The organism is Streptomyces tauricus, from assembly GCF_014650955.1.
GTDB classification, from domain to species: domain Bacteria; phylum Actinomycetota; class Actinomycetes; order Streptomycetales; family Streptomycetaceae; genus Streptomyces; species Streptomyces tauricus.
In genome coordinates this window covers 1-15,601 of record NZ_BMVY01000071.1, presented here as the reverse complement: position 1 = coordinate 15,601, position 15,601 = coordinate 1, and the positions used below count along the sequence as shown (strand labels likewise).

Sequence of the window (15,601 nt, the reverse complement as noted above, 5' to 3'; positions counted from 1 at the left end):
CTCGACCGCTTCGCTTTGACTGCACCTGAGTCACACAGAAGATCGTGTTACGAGCTCTAAGGACGTTCAGATGAACGCTGCCGCAGTTGACGTGTACCGAAAAGGAGTCGCAGGTATGGATAAAGCACGGGAAGAAGCGCTGGAGCCCAGTGGCGCACTTATGGATGCGGCCCCGGAAACATTCCGCGGCCTCCGCGCACCGCAGGAGGAGGAGTTCGATCCGGACAAGGCGCAGGACATCGCGAAAGAATTCATTGTCTACGGGATCGGTCTTCTTCCCGGCGGCACCCTGTACGGAGCCGTCGCATCGTCCCTCTTCAAGGTTTTCTGGCCGTCAAGCGGCGATGCATGGGACTCGATGCGCCAGAAGGTCGAGGAGATTGTCGCCGAGGCGATCCGGGAAACCTGGCAGAAAATTGTCAGCAACCAACTCCATGAGGTAAAGACGTGGGTGGGAGCTTATAGTGCGGCCGCCGCCAAGGCCGGCGCCTCAGGATCCGAACAGGACAAGCAGGAAGCCCGGAACGCCCATAGGAACGCGCTCACGGCAACGGAGGGGAAGAAGAACTGGTTCATGGACAAAGATCACGGATGGCACACTCTCCCGATCTTCGCCCAGTACGCCAACCTGCATATTCTCCTCCTACGTGATGTCATCCTCCATGCCCAGAAGCTGGGCATGGAGGATGACATCGTAAAGGATGCCAAGAAGAAACTACGGGAAGTTGCCCGGATCGAGATCAACGGGTGGCCGCCTGTCATCGAAACGGGGACCTACGTCGCATACGTCTACAAGGCATACAAAGAGGGTTGCGACAGGATGTGGAACAAGAGCTGGAATGCGATGTTTGATTACCAGCGTGTGATGCATCTTGCGGCAGTGGACTACGCCGAACGTCTCTGGCCAATTCTGGCGGATCCGAGTAAGACGCCGACGGCGGTTGACCGGGATTACTACCTGTGGCTCGGCCCGTTCGGATGCGACAGGTATGGCTACAAGGAATGGGTTAAGGAGCATTGGCCCTTCCCGAAGTATAAGAAGGAAAACGCGCTGCAGGATTTCGGAATTTACACGGGCAATGGCGCTAGCAAGGGGAAGCAGCCCAGTAAAGCTACGGGAATGGATGCGCGCTTTCAGGGTGGGGACTGGCTTGGCACCCAGGGCGACACCGGGCACACGTGGTGGCCGGTCAAAAACTGGATCGACACGTTGTGGGTACATTCCCACCAGCGTGGCATCGTCGCCGTCATCGGCCACAACGGTGAAAAGCACTATTACGGCGAGGACTGGCCTGCCCGTCAAATGAATTTCAAGGTGGACGGTTTCAAAATCCGCAACTGGCGTCTGGAGAACTGTCGCGCCGACAAGTCAAACCAGAACGACCACGAGCTCCATGAGTGGTGGACTGGGATGTCCGGGGCCATGTTCGGCTTCCGTCCCTACCCCAGGGAGTGGAAGCCCAGGAAGATCGGGCCCCTGAGCGGCAACCATTACATCGTGTACTCCGCCGAGACAGGCAAGGTCCTCGACCTGGAGCGCTACGTTCTGGATGTGAGCGTGCCCGTCCGACTGGAGGAACCGAACGGCTCCTCCAGCCAGCAATGGCGGTTCGAACAGGACGATGAGGGCTACTGGGTTTTGATCAACCGCTACAGCGAAGCCGCTCTCGCCCTGCCCCCTGGGCCGGCAGAGCAGGACACGGAGACAGACTCCCTGCGCTGGCGGCTGACCACCAATGAGGACCACACTCACAGTCTGCGCGCGGCCGAGCGCCCTCTCACCGACGCCCTCAGCCCCGCCACCGGCCAGGTGACGGACCGATGGATCATCCTCCCCGCCCCTGACATGCCCGCCACCGCCATCGGCGCCGCCCCCGCACCCCGTCTGGACTACCGTCCGGAAGAAGTCGACGGCAAGGCGGCACTGCGTCTCACACTTACTCTTCCCGACGGATACGCGCCGGTCGAGGACTGGAAGCTGCGCTTCGCCCTGCCCGCCGAAGCCGGCGCGCAGGTGCAGGTCTCCGTCCAGAGTCCGCCGATCGACTACGCGGCCAGCTTCCTCGCCGGCCTGCCCGCCGCGATCACGGGCGATCTTCCCCCCGGCACAACCGCCGCACTGTCCCCAGAGCTGCAAACCGCCTTCGCCCCGGCAGCCGACTCCGCAACGCAGCCACCACTCGCATCCGTCACCGAGAACTCCTGCGGAGTGCAAGTGGAGGTGGTACCCGCCGACGGAGCCTCGCGCTCGCTGTCTGCGGGCAACCGGATCTCATTCCTGATCATCACGAACACCGCCGCGGACACACTGCACCCCGCTACGCTCAAACCCGCAGACGTCCGCCTCAACGGCATGCCCCTCCTCCACTGACCTGACCAGCCGCGGCCCCGGCCTCCTCTGCCCTTGAGGAAAGGCCGCTCGATGAGGGAAAGGCGCTTCCCCAGCCTTGCGCCACAAAACCAAGTGGGGTCTGCACGCTTTCATGCGACAGGCTCCGCTCTCAGTGCCTGACGCTGTCGGGGATCTTGTTTTCTGTGAGCGGCGACGTAGACGTGTATCACCCGGATCCCTGGCCGCGCCAAAATCCCCGACAGCGTCTGGCACCGGTACCCGGTCGGCCTGGGCCCGTTCTGTGTCTGGGGAGCGGGAGTCAGGTGGGGAGTGCGTCGATTGCGGCCTGCCACGGGTAGGCGTCGAGGTCGCCGTGCTTGGGCTTATGGGGCACGAATCCGCCCTCCCCGAGCAGCACGGTGACGCCCGCTTCGCGGAGGAAGGCGATGTGGCCGGCCACGGCGGGGTGCGCGGCCTGGGCGTCGTTGAAGTGCGGCAGGGCGATGATCGGCAGTCCGAGGCCGATGCCCTCGGTGATCAGTCCGAGGGCGAGGGTGTCGCTGATCGCGGTGGCCCATTTTGCGAGCGTGTTGTTGGTGAGCGGGGCCACGAGGATCGCGTCAGGGGCGGGCAGGACGTCCGGCTGTGAGGGCAGCTTGTACTGCCAGCGGACCGGGTGTCCGGTCAGCTCCGTCAGGGCGTCGATCTCGCCTTCGGTGTCCTCGCTGAGCCACCGGTACGCGGACGGCGTGAGGATCACGCACACGTCCCAGCCCGCCGCCTGGGTGGCGCGAACGGGTACGTGAAGGCGTCGGGCGGGAGGGGCGGCGCAGGCGATGAGGTACAGGGTGCGTGTGGTCACCGGGGCAGTCCACAACGATCAGCAAGTGCGCGCAAGCGGCTCTCGGCGGAGCCGGTGCCCAACAGGCGCAGGTCTTCAACGAGTTGCTTGGTCCTGGGGCGGCACACGACTTCCTCCGGGGCCCCTTCCTCCGCCTTGAGGAGCGTGGCGACCGCTTCGGTGCGAAGGCCGGCCTGCTTCTCGCCGATGGCGCGGTCGGTGAGCAGGTGGGCGCGGCGCTCGCGCGGGAGGTCGGCGAGGGCGGCGCCGGGGATGTCGGCTGCGACGGCCACGGCGTCCGCGCCTTCGCTCAGTTGGACGTGGGCGGCGACTCGGTAGAGCTTGCAGTTGGTGGGTCCGAAGCTGGTCCACAGCTCGTTGCTGTCGAAGCCGAGATGGTCGGCGTGTTCGTCGGCCTGGTCCAGGAAGCCGGGGACCACGCGGGCGAGGGCGGTGGGGCTGTGGTCGTCCGCTTCGGCGGCGGCAGCCTGCGCCATCGCGGCCTTGAGGAACAGCATGCCCAGGACGGAGAGTCCTTCCGGGCCGCGCTGGAGAAGGTCGGGCTCGAGGCGGCGGGCGGCGGCCGTGACGAACGCGACGGCGGCCGCGGCCTGGCCGTGGTTGGTCATTGCGTCCGCGAGGTGGCGGGCCGCGGACGCCATGATGACGACGTCTTCGGAGCGTTCGGCGGCGGCGACCGCGCGATGGCCGGCCACGACAGCAAGTTCGGTGTCGCCCCACTTGATGGCGGCGGCCTCGGTCAGCTCCAGCGTCAGCGACAGCTGCCGATACGCCTCCAGCTGGTCGTCGCCCTCGTGGCATTCGGCGGCCCGGGTCGCGTCCACGAGCAGCTTGGGGATCTGCACCCCGAGCTGAGCGAAGTGCCCGGCCTGGAAGCCGGTGCGGCCCAGCCACAGATCCCGCTGCAAGGCGGCGACGGGGACCGGCTCGGTGCCGGAGCCATCGCACCGGCCGGTGATGACGTCGTGGCGCTGCAGAGCGCGGCGTACGGCGTCGATCTCCGAGTCGGCGGGACATAACACCGCCGGGTCGTGCAGCAGCCGCTCCAGCGTGATGCCCAGGCGCGCCGCGATCTCGGTGGCCACCGACAGGTTCGAATCCGCCTGCCTGCGCCCGGCTTCCAGTTCCTCCACCCAGCGCACGGAGCGCTGCATCAGCGCGGCGAACTCCTGCTGGGTGTGGCGCCGGCGGTCTCGCCAGTAGGCGACGCGGCGGCCGAACTGGATGCGGTCCATGAGTGGCTCCGGGGAGCGGAGTGGAGAACCCACACACATCGTGTGGGCTGTCTCCGGTATACCGCCCCTACCGTCCCGATATGGCCAACTCCCGGAAGCGGTCCACCCCAACGTGGCACGAGCTCGCGCAGCCCAGCACCGCCAAGCGGGCGCGGTGGGCGCGAGGGATGGACCGCAACCGGTGGATCTCCTGCGGCAAGGACTGGGACGCGGTGGCCATCACCCCCATGGACCGGGGCCTGGCGGTGCTCGCCGCGCTGCGGGTCAGCCCGCAGCGCGGAGCCCTGGTCCTGGCCGACCATCTGCGCGGCACGCTGTACGTGATGGTGGCGCCCGGCTCCGGCGGCGTCCTGGCCGGCCTGCCCGAGGTGCGGGTGCTGTCCGGCGGCAGTGAGCTGCTGATGCCCGCCACGTACGACGACAGCACGGCGGTCGCGGACCTCATCAGCTACCCGCGCGGCGGCGCGTCGCCTGCTCTGATCCCTGCCGACCGGCTCGCGCAGGGGCTGCGCGGTCTTCCTGTCGACGTACCCAAAGAGGTGCCCGTGTCATGAACGGTTACACCGTGCTGTACGGCCCCGAAGGCCGGATCGACGCTCAGCTGCCGCTCGATCGCACCACGCACGAGCGTGTGGTCCGGTGCCGCTCGATCGCACCACGCACGAGCGTGTGGTCCGGGCGGTGTTGGCGTGGTCCGATCCCGACATGCTGCGGCCCGACGACTGTGAACAGGTCGGGCTGCTGCTCGCCGGGGCTTCCCGCGCGGTCGCCGACGACGTCCGCGCGCTCGCGGTCAGGCTGCCCGAGGACGACGGCCGTCGCCTGTTCGCCGAATTCGTGATGGGCCAGACCGACGACTGTTTGGCGCGGGCCTCGCGGAACCTGCTCCGGATCAGGGACCGGGCCCGTACGCTGCGGGCACTGTACGAACGGCTGGACCGGCTCCAAGACGCCGCTCCTGCTGCGGCGGCGACCACCACGGCCTCCCCCTGATCGTCGCCCGGCGCCGCCTCCCCCGTCGGCTCCGGGCGACCCCCACGAAGCCCCCGGCGACCGCCGTGAACTTGCGGCTGCCGGGGGCTTCACCTGATGGGCGTAGCGCAGGACGGGTGTTCGCGTCGTTGACTTGGCATGACGACGCAGACCGCCGCCGGGCCTGGGGTGGCCCCGGATCACCGCTTCTGTTCAGCGCAGCTCAGGCTCCTGCCCCGTGAGACTGCCTATGTGCAGGAGACGCCGGGGATGACCCTGTTCTGGGAAGACTTGGTCATCGACCCGAAGCACTCTGCTGAACGGTGTCCCCGGGACCGCAACACGCACTACGGGATCTGCTACGAGGAGCTGATCACCGAAGAGGTCCGCTCCACGGTGGCGTGCACGCTGGAGCCGGGGCACGGGGACGAACACGCGGCGGAGATCGGGTTCAGCGATGGCATGTGCAGCTTGGACATGTGGATCTTTTGGCGGGCTGGAGTGCCGGGCGCCCGCGAAATCCGGCAACCGAGGTCCTGTGACTGGGCTGTTGGGGAGATGGGGGTCAATCCGTGTCTCCTGTTCAAGGAGCACCCCGGGATGCACTTCGGTCAGGGGTTGGGTCTGGTGAACGAGGAAGGGCTGAACCGTTACGGCGAGCGCCCCTCGGACGACACCTACGCGGCTCGCTGTCGTTGAACGGTGCATCCCCCGAGCCGGGCCCCGGGAGGTGTCGTCTCCCCCTGGGGCCCGTGGCGTCGGCCAATTCCGTCGAGAACCCAGCGCGTGAGCCCGCGGATTCACCAAGATGGTCATGTTGGGCACGGCCGGTTCAGGCCGCCGCTGGTTCGTGGCTGCGGGTGCCACGCTGGGGAGGAGACCGAATGCCTACAGGAGTCGCTGTCGTCTGCGACACCGATGACTGCCTGGCCGTCTACCTGGCGGTCAAAACCGGCGACACCGATGATGAGCGCTCCGCGGGCGAGGTGTCCGAGATGGCTCGCAAGGCTGCCGAGGGCGATGGATGGGTGGTCGGCTTCGGCATCGGCCAAGCAGTGATGACCTGCCCGGGATGCGCGGACGGCCGCGGGCCGGTCCTCGATCGCGGTGTCTGCCGACGGTGCATGGGCCGCGTCGACTCGGGGTCCAGGTGCGTGTACTGCCTGCACCAGGCGGAGCCCGCGGAGGCCGGGGAAGGCTGAGCGCGCCCACCGCAGACCAGTGGCGGGCGTGACGCGGCTGCCGCAGCGTCGTTGAACAGCGTGACTCCATAACGCAGGCCCCGGGGATGGCTGAACTCCCCGGGGCCTGTGGCGTCTCCCGGCCCGGGCCAGGCCGGCCCCCGGGTTCGAAAAACCGCCGCCAAGCCACCCGTCATGATGTGGGCAGAGTCCTCGCCACCGGTTGGTCATCGCCGCCCCTCGGGAACGTGCTGGGCCGTGTAAAGCGGGCGCCGGCCACCGGCTCGTGCCGCCGGTAGTACCTTCGTTCGAGGAACGGCGTTAGCGTGGGTCATGTCGTCAACCTCCATTGGTTGATGGCCATGCCCCCGGGCCGTGACGGCGGCTGCGGGGGTTCTTCCACGAAATTCAACTCTCGTGCGAGCAACGTGAGTTGCACAGAGTTTGCACAACACCGCTGCGGGGACCCGTCCGGCCTGTGACCATGGGCAAAAGGGCTGTTTCTCCGACGAAAGCTGATCGTCATGGGTGCCACCGCCGATCCGGCTCCGGGCGCGAACGTCGCTCTGCTGCGCAGGGCCCGCGGCTGGTCCCAGTCGAAGCTCGCCCGCCGCGCGAACGTGTCCGTCTCCCTGCTGAGCAAGGTGGAGATCGGCGACCGGCCGCTCACGCCGGCCGTCGCGGCGGCGCTCGGCAGGGCTTTCGGCGTCACCACGGCCGACGTCCTCGTTCCGGCCTCTGTCGCCGCCGATGACGAGCAGCTGCTGGACGCGCTGCGCTCAGCGATCCGTGACTTCGACCTCCCCGGCAAGGAGGCCGTGCCCGGGGAACGGGTGACCGCACGCATCGAGGCGGCGGACCGGTACCGGCGCGCGGTCGACGTCACCGCGCTGATGCCGATGCTGGCTCCGCTGCTGCGGGACGCCACCACCCACGCCCACACCGCGAACACCGCCGGGGCCTGGTCCGCGCTCGCCGACGTCTACAGCACCGTGTACTGGCTCGCCGCGCGGCACCGCTGGATGGACATCGCCGAACTCGCCGTCGCCCGGCAACGCTGGGCGGCCGAGCAGCAGCCCAACCCCCTCGCGGTCGCGGTCGCCGCGCGCGACCGGGCGGGTACCTACCTGAACTTCGGTGACGTGGAGCGCGGCCTGGTCGTCGTGGACCGGGCGATCACCGCCGTGCAGTCGGCGCCGCTAGGCACCACGGACCGCGACCTGGCGGTAGGGATCCTCAACCTGCGCGGCATGACCCTCGCCGGACGCCTCCCAGACAAGAAGGAAGGCAAGCGGGAGTCTGAGCGGCACATCCGGTCCGCCTGGCGCGCCGCCGACTCCTTCACCCACGGGGACGTGGCCGCGCACGGGCTGACCTTCGGGCCGCAGAACACGTTCTCCCACGTCTTCGCCACCCACGTGGACTTGGGCCGGCCCCGGGTCGCGCTGTCCCTCACGGACAACCTGGACGACGCGCTCGCAGGCCTGCCACCCACCCGCGTCGCACCGACCCGGATCAACTACGCGCGCGCTCAACTCGACACCGGCGACCGCGACGGCGCACTTCAGAACCTGTCGACGGCATTCGACACCGCGCCGCAGATGGCCCGCATCCATCCCATGGGCCGGGAAGTCTTCCGCGTCCTGTCCTCCCTCAACCGCCGCAGCAACCCACAACTCGAACGGCTCTCCCGACTCTCCGGAATCAGCCTCTGAGCACCACCGGAGACGAGGGGGACAGACACCCAGTGGTCGGGGCGCCCGGGGGCAAGAAGCTGTGCCATATCCCCTCGGTTGGTGACGCCCTGTGAGATCCGGTGAGCACCGATCGCCGACTGCCGGGGCAGCGGACCGAACCACCCCGCCGATACCGAGCTGGTGGCCGTGCCGCGCGCGCATCTCGCTGCACAACGACTGCCCACTGCCCCCGGCCGCCACCGATCCGAAGCCCCCTCCGGTCGCCGGGCGCCGCGTGCTCGGGGCCGACCCCGCCGCGCCGGAGCGTGACACGACTGACCTGTCGCAGCGAAGATAGTCGGGCCGGATCGTGTTGACCTGCGGGGACTGGATTGAGTGAGACGGCTGCGGGTCGGCCCGGCGGCCGGCAGGCTGGCGGGGTCGCAGTGAACACGGTGTTGGCTTCATGCCCAGGCAGAATTGGTCGTGTGATTATCTTTCACTGCATGAACTGTCAGCAGCCTCTGACTGGCGAGCTGGAGCCTGGGGAGCCGCTGAGAGGCCCCGAGCGGCCACCTGGCCACGAGATTGCTTCACCGCGGATGGCTCAGGGAACCTTCAAGGTCAACTTCGACGGTTCCCTTCTGATCCTTCACCCCGATGACGTTCCGGGGATGGCACGCCATTCCGATGCTCGTCGCCTCATTGGTTGCTGCGGCCTCGCAGGCCAGGACGGTCCCAATCTTGTCTGTTCCGGCTGCGGTCTCGAAGTCGCGACGGAAGAAAGCGATTGCTGGACCGACAATCTGGTGGCCTTGGACGCGGCCGCCGTGAGTGAAGACCCCCAGCCGAAGTAGGCCATCGTGCTGCTCCCGCCGCCGACCGCCGGGCTCGTCAGCTGCCTGGGGCTGGCTCTGCTGCGTCGAGCTGAAACCAGTCCTGGGTGACCATCCAGGACTGGTAGTCCAGGAAGATCCTTGCAAGGCCGTCCGACCGCTCTCGGATCGTGAAGTAGTCGCGGAGGAGCCGGTGGAGCGTGATCACCGCTGCGGCGTCGGCCTGCTTGGTGAGCGGGTGAGTCCAGCCTCCTGGAGTGAGGTGGCGAACGAGGAGGGGCCAGGTCAGGTCGTGGCCTCGGCCGAGGCGGACCACGAGCCACTCCTGGAACCCTGTGAGCATGCTCCACGAGCTTCCGGCGTCCAGGCCGAGGAGAAAAGCGGTCATCGAGGAGAAGGAGCCGTCGAGGCCGTGCCGGGCGGGCTCGCGACGCACCGCGGTCAGCAGGGCCTGGTAGTGCTGGAGCACGTTCGCATGGAAGGTCTGCTGGGTGGCGGCGAGGTAGTTTCCCGCACTGCGTTCGGAGTTCCTGGTCAATGTGTCCGGGTTCCTCAGCGGGTGGCTGGACATGTAGCGGTGAACGGTGCCGTAGGACACGCTGGCGTCGTGTTCGTCTAGCAGCCTCTCCCAGACCAGCCCGACCGTGGGAAGTTGGCCGGCATGCGTGGCAGCGTATTCGTCGAGGATGACGTCGATGGCGGGACCGACGCGTCCTTTGGCCCGGCCCTGGATGGCCGCGCGCTCCTTGCGCGGCGGAGGAGTCGGTGAGGCGAGAGCCTGGCGGACCATGTATGGGCTCACGCGATGCCTCGCGGCCAACTTTCTGACGGACTGCTCTCCGGCTTGGACGTCCCGACGGATCGCTGCGAAGAGCGCCGGCTTGTCCGCGCTGGCTGTGACACGACGCTTGGGCTTGTCCGGGGTCGGCCTCGCACGTTTCTTTCGCACCAGATCGGCCAGCACCCGTTCCAGCACCTCTTGTCGACGGCCGGTAACTGCGGCGAGTCGGTCAGCGCGTGGTCGTTTCCCGCGCCCGTAGTCGGGTGGGCCAACTAGGCATCCGCGCAGGTAGCTGGGCTTGAGGTGGTTCGCCTGAGCCAGTCGGCGGATGAAGGAGTCGGTTCCCTCACCGAGTCGCAGTGAGACCTGGACGGGGAGCCGGACCAACTGTTCGGGCAGCGGATCGGTCACCGGGCGGCCGGCTTCTTCACCGGCTTTCTCACGGTTTCCGCGGCGTGGTCCAGGGGGATCTCGTCGAGTGCTTCTTTGGTCACGCGTTCGGTCCCGCCCAGGATCGCGTCGATCGCGGCGCCCCGAATGGCGTGGGACAACGCTCCGATCATGCCGTCGGCCCGGTTGTGGAGGTAACGGTCCAGCTTCACCAGACTGCCCTGCGGGTGGTCGTGCAGGAGCAAGGTCTGTTCCATGGTCGCGACCAGGCCCTTCCACTCGTCGCCGTAGGGGAACGGGCGGGTGGGGACGAGGGTGAAGCGGCCCGCGATCTGGGCGCCCCGGGTGCCGGTGAGGAGTTCGCTGGTCTCCAGGCCGATACCCGCATAGACGAACGTCGCGGGGATGCGCTCGGAGAAGTACTTCAGGGTGTCAGAGACCTCACCGCCGGCCCGCGTGACCTGCGAGACGTTGTGAATCTCGTCGACCAGTACCATGCCGGTGCAGGAGTCCGTGCAGACCCCGACCACGGCCTCGATGATGTCCGTCATGTTCGAGCGGGGACGGACCGGCAGGCCCAGGAACCGCGCGAATTCGGCGGCGACCATGCGGGCGGTCGCGGCGGGCGGGACGGTGATGTAGAGCACCGGGATGCGGCCGGCGACGTTCGGGTGACGGGCCTGGTCGAGGAGTTCATGGGCGAGCCCGAGCTGGGTGATGGCGCTGGTCTTGCCCGTGCCCGGCAGGCCGGAGACCATCAGGCCGCGGCGGGCGCTGATCGAGTGCCGGTTGAGCAGGACCAGCCGACGGCCGCAGACCACCGTCTTCTCGACGAACGAGGTGGCGACTACGAGCATCCGCGCGTGATGGTCGAGCCGGTCCTCGTCGTAGAGGGTCCGCTCTGCCGGGGACAGCCTGCTCAGTTCGTCGGAGGACAGCAGGACCGGGGGTTCGGGCGGGCCGGCGGCGAACGTCCGCCATCCGTCGAGGGTGGTGAGTTGGCGGTTGGCCGCGGCGTCGGCCTCGTGCAGGGCGGTTCGGCGGCCTGCCGGTTCGGGGATGGTCACGGACGTCTCCAGGGGTTGGCGAGCGGGTCGAAGAGGCCCAGCGGGATGACCTTGGCCAGCTCGGTGTCCGGCTCTTCGTCCGGCGTGGGCTCGGCGGCGGGTGTGTCCGGGATCGGTCGGTCGGGGGTGGTGGCCCGGGTCCGGGCGGCGACGCGGCGGGAGCGCTTGGCGGCAGGGCCCTTCTCCGGTGCGGGGCCCGCGTGGGCCCGCCGCAGCAGGGCAGCGGCGGCGTCCGCGATCTGTTCCTCGGTGCCGCCTGGAACCTGCTCGCAGGCGTGGTCCCAGGCCAGTTCCCCGAACGGGACGCCGACGCGGCGAAGGTGCTTCCAGAACACGGTGATCCACCGATCGCCCTGGCGGTCGCGTACCCAGATCCGGGAGATGTCGTAGGGGTCGTAGTGGATCTCCCACAGACCCTTCTTCTCTGCCACCCCGGAGTGCTGGCGGCGCAATGGGCCCAACTCGACGTCGTCGTAGGTGCGGTGCTTGATCCGGATGCCGTAGGCGTTGATCGCCTGCCAGCGTTCGGGCAGCAGCTCGATGAAGTCCTCGCCGTTCAGCGGGATCGGGACGTAGCCGCAGGACTCCACCAGCGTGGCGTACTTCTCGTTCGGCGAGAACGCCCGCTTCGGTGCCTGCGGATCACGCAGCCCGTCGTGCGGCCTGGTTTGCCAGACCGCGATGATCCATTCGTCGAGAAGGCCCTGCAGCTCGGGCAGCGACCACAGCGGCCCGTCCTCCAGCTTCCGGCCCCGGCGGTCCGCGGTCGAACCGGTGTAGCCCGCGACGAACTGAGTGAACAGCGTGGCCACCGAGCCCAGGGTCTTCTCGATCGTGCCCTTGTCCGTCGGGGTCGCCTTGTGGGCCGGCTGCAGGTTGATGCCCAAATACCGGCAGGACGCCCGGAAGTTGTTCGAGATGAACACCTTGCCGTGGTCGCAGACGATCGTCTCCGGAACGATCACCGGCCGTGCCGTCGCGTGCTCCAGGCGCTCGTCCATGCTCAGCAGCCGCCGGTGCGGCAGCACCGAACGGGACATCAGCAGAGCTTCCGACCAGCCCGGTCGCATCACCTCCGGGGTGACACTGCGGGCCAGCAGCGCGGAGGCGTCGGCAGACTTCGTCGTCGGCCGCAGCACCGCCGCGGTGATCGACCTGGTCGCGATGTCGACCATAGCGGTCAGCTCGACCTTCTCCGCGATGCCGTCGTCCAGCCGCACCAGCACGTCCAGCGGGGTCGAGTCGATCTGCATGAGCTCGCCCGGCGCGCTGGCCGGCAGTTCCCCGAACGGGCCCAGCGGCCGTGCGTTGACCGATCGGCGCGTGCGGGCCGAGCCCGTCGCATGAGTGCCGGTCGCCAGCTTGCTGTAGAGCCGGTAGAGGGTTGCCCGGGAAGGAACCTCGACATCGGCGGCCTTCTCCTGGCCGGCCAGGATCTCCTTGGCCCGCCAGACGATGAACCCGATCGTCTTCGACGAGTCCTCGGCTGTCTCGCCGATCGCCTGCCGCATCGCCTCCACCACTACCGCATCGACCATGCCGAAAGGCGGCATCTGTTTGGCGGACCGGCCGTCGGCCAGCCCGACCAGTCCGTCACGCTGATAGCGCTGGCGCCGCTGCTTGATCCCGCTGGCTGTCACCGGGTGCCCGGCTGCCGTCACCTCGGCCGCCTTGGCTCGCTCACGCTCAGCCAGCGAGGTCCGTCGCGGATCGAACTCCGGGCGCGGCACCGCTCCTTCGGAAGCGTCCAACGGCAGGCCGTGCAGCACTTCGAGAATGTGCCCCTCCCACCAACGGGCCTGTTCAGCCGCAGTCTCGGGAAACTCCGCGATCCGGGCCGTGTGCGGGACCTTCCGCCCCGTCCCGCTCACTGGGCACCCCCGGCGGCCAGGCTCACGACCGTGCGCGGTCCCATCAGCTCGACCGCCAGCCCGTTGACGGCCAGTTCTTGGAGCCAGAGCAGATGAAAGAGGGTGGGCAGCGTCGCGAGCCGGTCACCCGCGGCGTCGGCCCCTGGAAACATCGGGCCCGGCTCCGCGAAGACCTCCCGCAGCCGGTCGGCAACCGGGCGGTGCAGGCAGCGCGGGTGCCGGTAGCGCGACAGCCACCGCACATTCGCCAGCAGCACCGCCTCCGGCGTCCCGACCCGCTTGAACCCCCACCCGGCCTGAGCGCAGGCGAGCCGCGTCACCTCGAACGCTTCCGCGTCCTTCGGCTCGATCCGCTCATCCGCGCGGACGTCGATGACCACCGCCGAGCCATCCGCGCGGCGGGCGAAGTAGTCCGGGGCGTGCCGACGTTCTCGTTCGCCGTCGTGCCAGTACAGCCAGAACGGCTGCGAGGCGATCCCCGTCACCTTCGGGTCGAAGTCCAGGAGCAGGAGCCGATCCCGCTCCAACCAGGACTCGAAGCCGACGTGCTGCCCAGTCGTCGCGGCCCAGTACCAGCCCGCGAAGTGACGGTCACCGCGAGACCACCGAAAGGGCCGTACCGGTGCCACGTCCTCGAAACGGGTCGTCACACAGTCCAGCAGCGGACGCCGTCGCCGCTCGCGTACGAGGTCCACGTACGACAGGTCGACGCACGGTCCCGGAAGATCCACCCCAGCCGGTACAGCCACCCAGCACCCCCAGCGCGATCGCCTACGCGCCTAAAGGCTGTCCCGTAAATGTTCTTTGGCGTGCTGGTTGACCTGCCTCTTCCTGTGTTACCCGGCAAGTGCGAGGTTGTACAGACGGGCGATGCCGAGCATGGCGTGGTGGACGCCGTCGCCTTTGAGACGGCAGTCGCGGAGGATCTTCCAGGTCTTCATGCGGGCGAAGACGTGCTCGACGCGGGCGCGGACCTTGCGGTGGGAGGAGTTGTGCTCCTCTTTCCAAGCTGGCAATTCGCCTTGGCCGGGTTCGCGACGGTGCGGAATGACCAAGCCGGTGCCGCGGTAGCCGCCGTCCGCGATGACCGTGGTGCGGCCGACGGCGTCCTTGGCGCCGGACAGCTCCCACGCCTTGCAGTCGTTGCGGTTGCCGGGCTGCGGGCGGCCGACCGTGACGATCAGCCGGGTGTCGGCGTCGATGACGACCTGGTGGTTGGTGGAATATCGGTAGTTCTTCGACTGTTCGGCGACCTGATGGTCGCGGGTGGGGACCAAGGTGCCGTCCACGATCAGCACGGTGTCCTTGCGGAACCGCTTGCGCTGCTGGAGGGCGAACGCGGGTCCGAGGTGGTCGATGATGCGGTCGGCCGCGGACTTGGACACCCCGAACAGCGGCGCCAGTTGGCGCAGTGTCAGGTTCGTCCGCCAGTACGCGGCGACCAGCAGCACTCGGTCCTCCAGCGGCAGGCTCCACGGCCGGCCCCTGCGTATCGGATCTGCTCCCTCACGCCGGAGCGCGGTGATCAGCTTGTCGAACCGGCGCGGGCTCAGCCCGGTGAACGGGGCTATCCAGGACGGCTTTGACGCCGTGATCACACCAGACACCGCAAGATCGTCCCATCCGCCTGGAGCCCTGGCCTACTAGAGATCGCTGCCTGCCGGAATTTCGCTGGGCGGTCTCCTCATGGGCCGGTACCGTGCGGGTCAGGATCAGGGGGTGGGCTGGTGCGTCCAGTGCTGTTGGTGGATGTGGACGGACCGTTGAATCCGTATGCCGCGAAGCCGCATCGACGTCCCGAGGGATACGAGACGCACCGGCTGCTGACGCCGCGCTGGGAGACCGCCGAGCGGCGTCGGCTGACGGAGTGGGGGCTGCCGGGCAAGCCGGTGAAACCGCTGCGGGTGTGGCTCAACCCGCATCACGGCCCGGCATTGGAGGCGCTTCCCTTCGACCTGGTGTGGGCGACGACGTGGGAGGAAGAAGCAAACGCCTTCGTCGCACCGGTACTGGGGTTGCCCGAGCTGCCCTTCATCGCCTGGTCTTCGCAGCGGGCCGAACCCGGCGGCGGCGTGTTCTGGAAGACGCCGGAGATCGTCGCGTGGGCGAAAGGCCGGGCGTTCGCTTGGATCGACGACGAGATCACAGAGGCGGATCGGGCCTGGGTGAACGAGCACCACGACGGTCCCGCGCTACTGCACCGGGTCGACCCCCGGCTCGGCCTTGCCAACGACGACTTCGCCGCGCTGACGGCATGGGCGACCGTCCTGGACTGACTCCAGGACCAATCGACAGAGCCTGCAATGCGGTTCCGCACGATCATTACGGGACAACTCTTACCGGTAGTTCGTTAAATCCGGCGGTGGTGTGGGTTGACGGTGAGGCGGGTTGGTCGTAG

General features: G+C 68.1%; 15 protein-coding genes. 8 read left to right on the top strand and 7 right to left on the bottom strand.

Translation table 11 applies throughout. From position 1 onward, the window contains the following. Window positions 1-115: 115 nt before the first annotated feature. On the top strand, window positions 116-2,371 hold the full coding sequence (locus IE278_RS41210; RefSeq protein ID WP_189780155.1) for an insecticidal delta-endotoxin domain-containing protein: 2,256 nt from the start codon (window positions 116-118) through the stop codon (window positions 2,369-2,371). A 280-nt stretch (window positions 2,372-2,651) separates the two neighbouring features. Here the strand turns inward: IE278_RS41210 and IE278_RS41205 are convergent, their stop codons facing one another. Together IE278_RS41205 and IE278_RS41200 are read right to left on the bottom strand one after the other, a co-directional pair. Next, window positions 2,652-3,194: a flavoprotein gene (locus tag IE278_RS41205; protein ID WP_189780154.1), complete on the bottom strand. Its 543-nt coding sequence runs from the start codon at window positions 3,192-3,194 to the stop codon at window positions 2,652-2,654. Next, window positions 3,191-4,429, bottom strand: a complete 1,239-nt coding sequence (locus IE278_RS41200) for a helix-turn-helix domain-containing protein (RefSeq protein WP_189780153.1) — start codon at window positions 4,427-4,429, stop codon at window positions 3,191-3,193. The genes IE278_RS41205 and IE278_RS41200 overlap by 4 nt, the downstream gene beginning before the upstream one ends. An 80-nt stretch (window positions 4,430-4,509) precedes the next feature. Between IE278_RS41200 and IE278_RS41195 the strand changes: the two genes are divergently transcribed. The 6 genes from IE278_RS41195 (at window position 4,510) to IE278_RS41170 (ending at window position 9,115) form a co-directional block, all read left to right on the top strand. After that, complete coding sequence (locus IE278_RS41195) at window positions 4,510-4,983, top strand: hypothetical protein (RefSeq protein WP_189780152.1); 474 nt, start codon at window positions 4,510-4,512, stop codon at window positions 4,981-4,983. An 85-nt stretch (window positions 4,984-5,068) separates the two neighbouring features. Then, window positions 5,069-5,422 carry a restriction endonuclease gene (locus IE278_RS41190; protein WP_246571775.1) on the top strand — a complete coding sequence of 118 codons (354 nt, stop codon included), beginning with the start codon at window positions 5,069-5,071 and terminating at the stop codon, window positions 5,420-5,422. Window positions 5,423-5,560: 138 nt separating this feature from the next. Continuing rightward, the gene (locus IE278_RS41185; protein ID WP_189780151.1) at window positions 5,561-6,100 is read left to right on the top strand and encodes a hypothetical protein; all 540 of its coding nucleotides are present in this window, start codon (window positions 5,561-5,563) and stop codon (window positions 6,098-6,100) included. Between the two features lie 185 nt (window positions 6,101-6,285). After that, entirely contained in the window at window positions 6,286-6,603 is a 318-nt protein-coding gene (locus IE278_RS41180) for a hypothetical protein (RefSeq protein WP_189780150.1), read from the top strand. A 503-nt stretch (window positions 6,604-7,106) separates the two neighbouring features. Further along, window positions 7,107-8,297, top strand: coding sequence for a helix-turn-helix domain-containing protein (locus tag IE278_RS41175; RefSeq protein ID WP_189780149.1), 1,191 nt, complete (start codon window positions 7,107-7,109; stop codon window positions 8,295-8,297). A 467-nt stretch (window positions 8,298-8,764) separates the two neighbouring features. Then, complete coding sequence (locus IE278_RS41170) at window positions 8,765-9,115, top strand: hypothetical protein (RefSeq protein ID WP_189780148.1); 351 nt, start codon at window positions 8,765-8,767, stop codon at window positions 9,113-9,115. A 37-nt stretch (window positions 9,116-9,152) separates the two neighbouring features. Here the strand turns inward: IE278_RS41170 and IE278_RS41165 are convergent, their stop codons facing one another. From IE278_RS41165 to IE278_RS41145, 5 genes are all read right to left on the bottom strand, one after another. Continuing rightward, window positions 9,153-10,286 (bottom strand): hypothetical protein, encoded by a 1,134-nt coding sequence (locus IE278_RS41165; protein ID WP_189780147.1) that lies wholly within the window; start codon window positions 10,284-10,286, stop codon window positions 9,153-9,155. Beyond that, a complete protein-coding gene (locus IE278_RS41160) occupies window positions 10,283-11,332 on the bottom strand; it encodes an ATP-binding protein (RefSeq protein WP_189780146.1) in 1,050 nt (349 codons plus the stop codon). The genes IE278_RS41165 and IE278_RS41160 overlap by 4 nt, the downstream gene beginning before the upstream one ends. Further along, on the bottom strand, window positions 11,329-13,062 hold the full coding sequence (locus IE278_RS41155) for a TnsB C-terminal domain-containing protein (protein ID WP_506417406.1): 1,734 nt from the start codon (window positions 13,060-13,062) through the stop codon (window positions 11,329-11,331). The genes IE278_RS41160 and IE278_RS41155 overlap by 4 nt, the downstream gene beginning before the upstream one ends. Window positions 13,063-13,199: 137 nt before the next feature. Further along, window positions 13,200-13,952: a TnsA-like heteromeric transposase endonuclease subunit gene (locus tag IE278_RS41150; RefSeq protein ID WP_189780145.1), complete on the bottom strand. Its 753-nt coding sequence runs from the start codon at window positions 13,950-13,952 to the stop codon at window positions 13,200-13,202. An 87-nt stretch (window positions 13,953-14,039) separates the two neighbouring features. Further along, complete coding sequence (locus tag IE278_RS41145) at window positions 14,040-14,810, bottom strand: transposase (RefSeq protein ID WP_189780144.1); 771 nt, start codon at window positions 14,808-14,810, stop codon at window positions 14,040-14,042. Window positions 14,811-14,927: 117 nt separating this feature from the next. Here IE278_RS41145 and IE278_RS41140 point away from each other — a divergent pair, with 117 nt between their 5' ends. Then, on the top strand, window positions 14,928-15,479 hold the full coding sequence (locus IE278_RS41140; protein WP_189780156.1) for an HAD domain-containing protein: 552 nt from the start codon (window positions 14,928-14,930) through the stop codon (window positions 15,477-15,479). The last annotated feature ends 122 nt before the right edge of the window (window positions 15,480-15,601 follow it).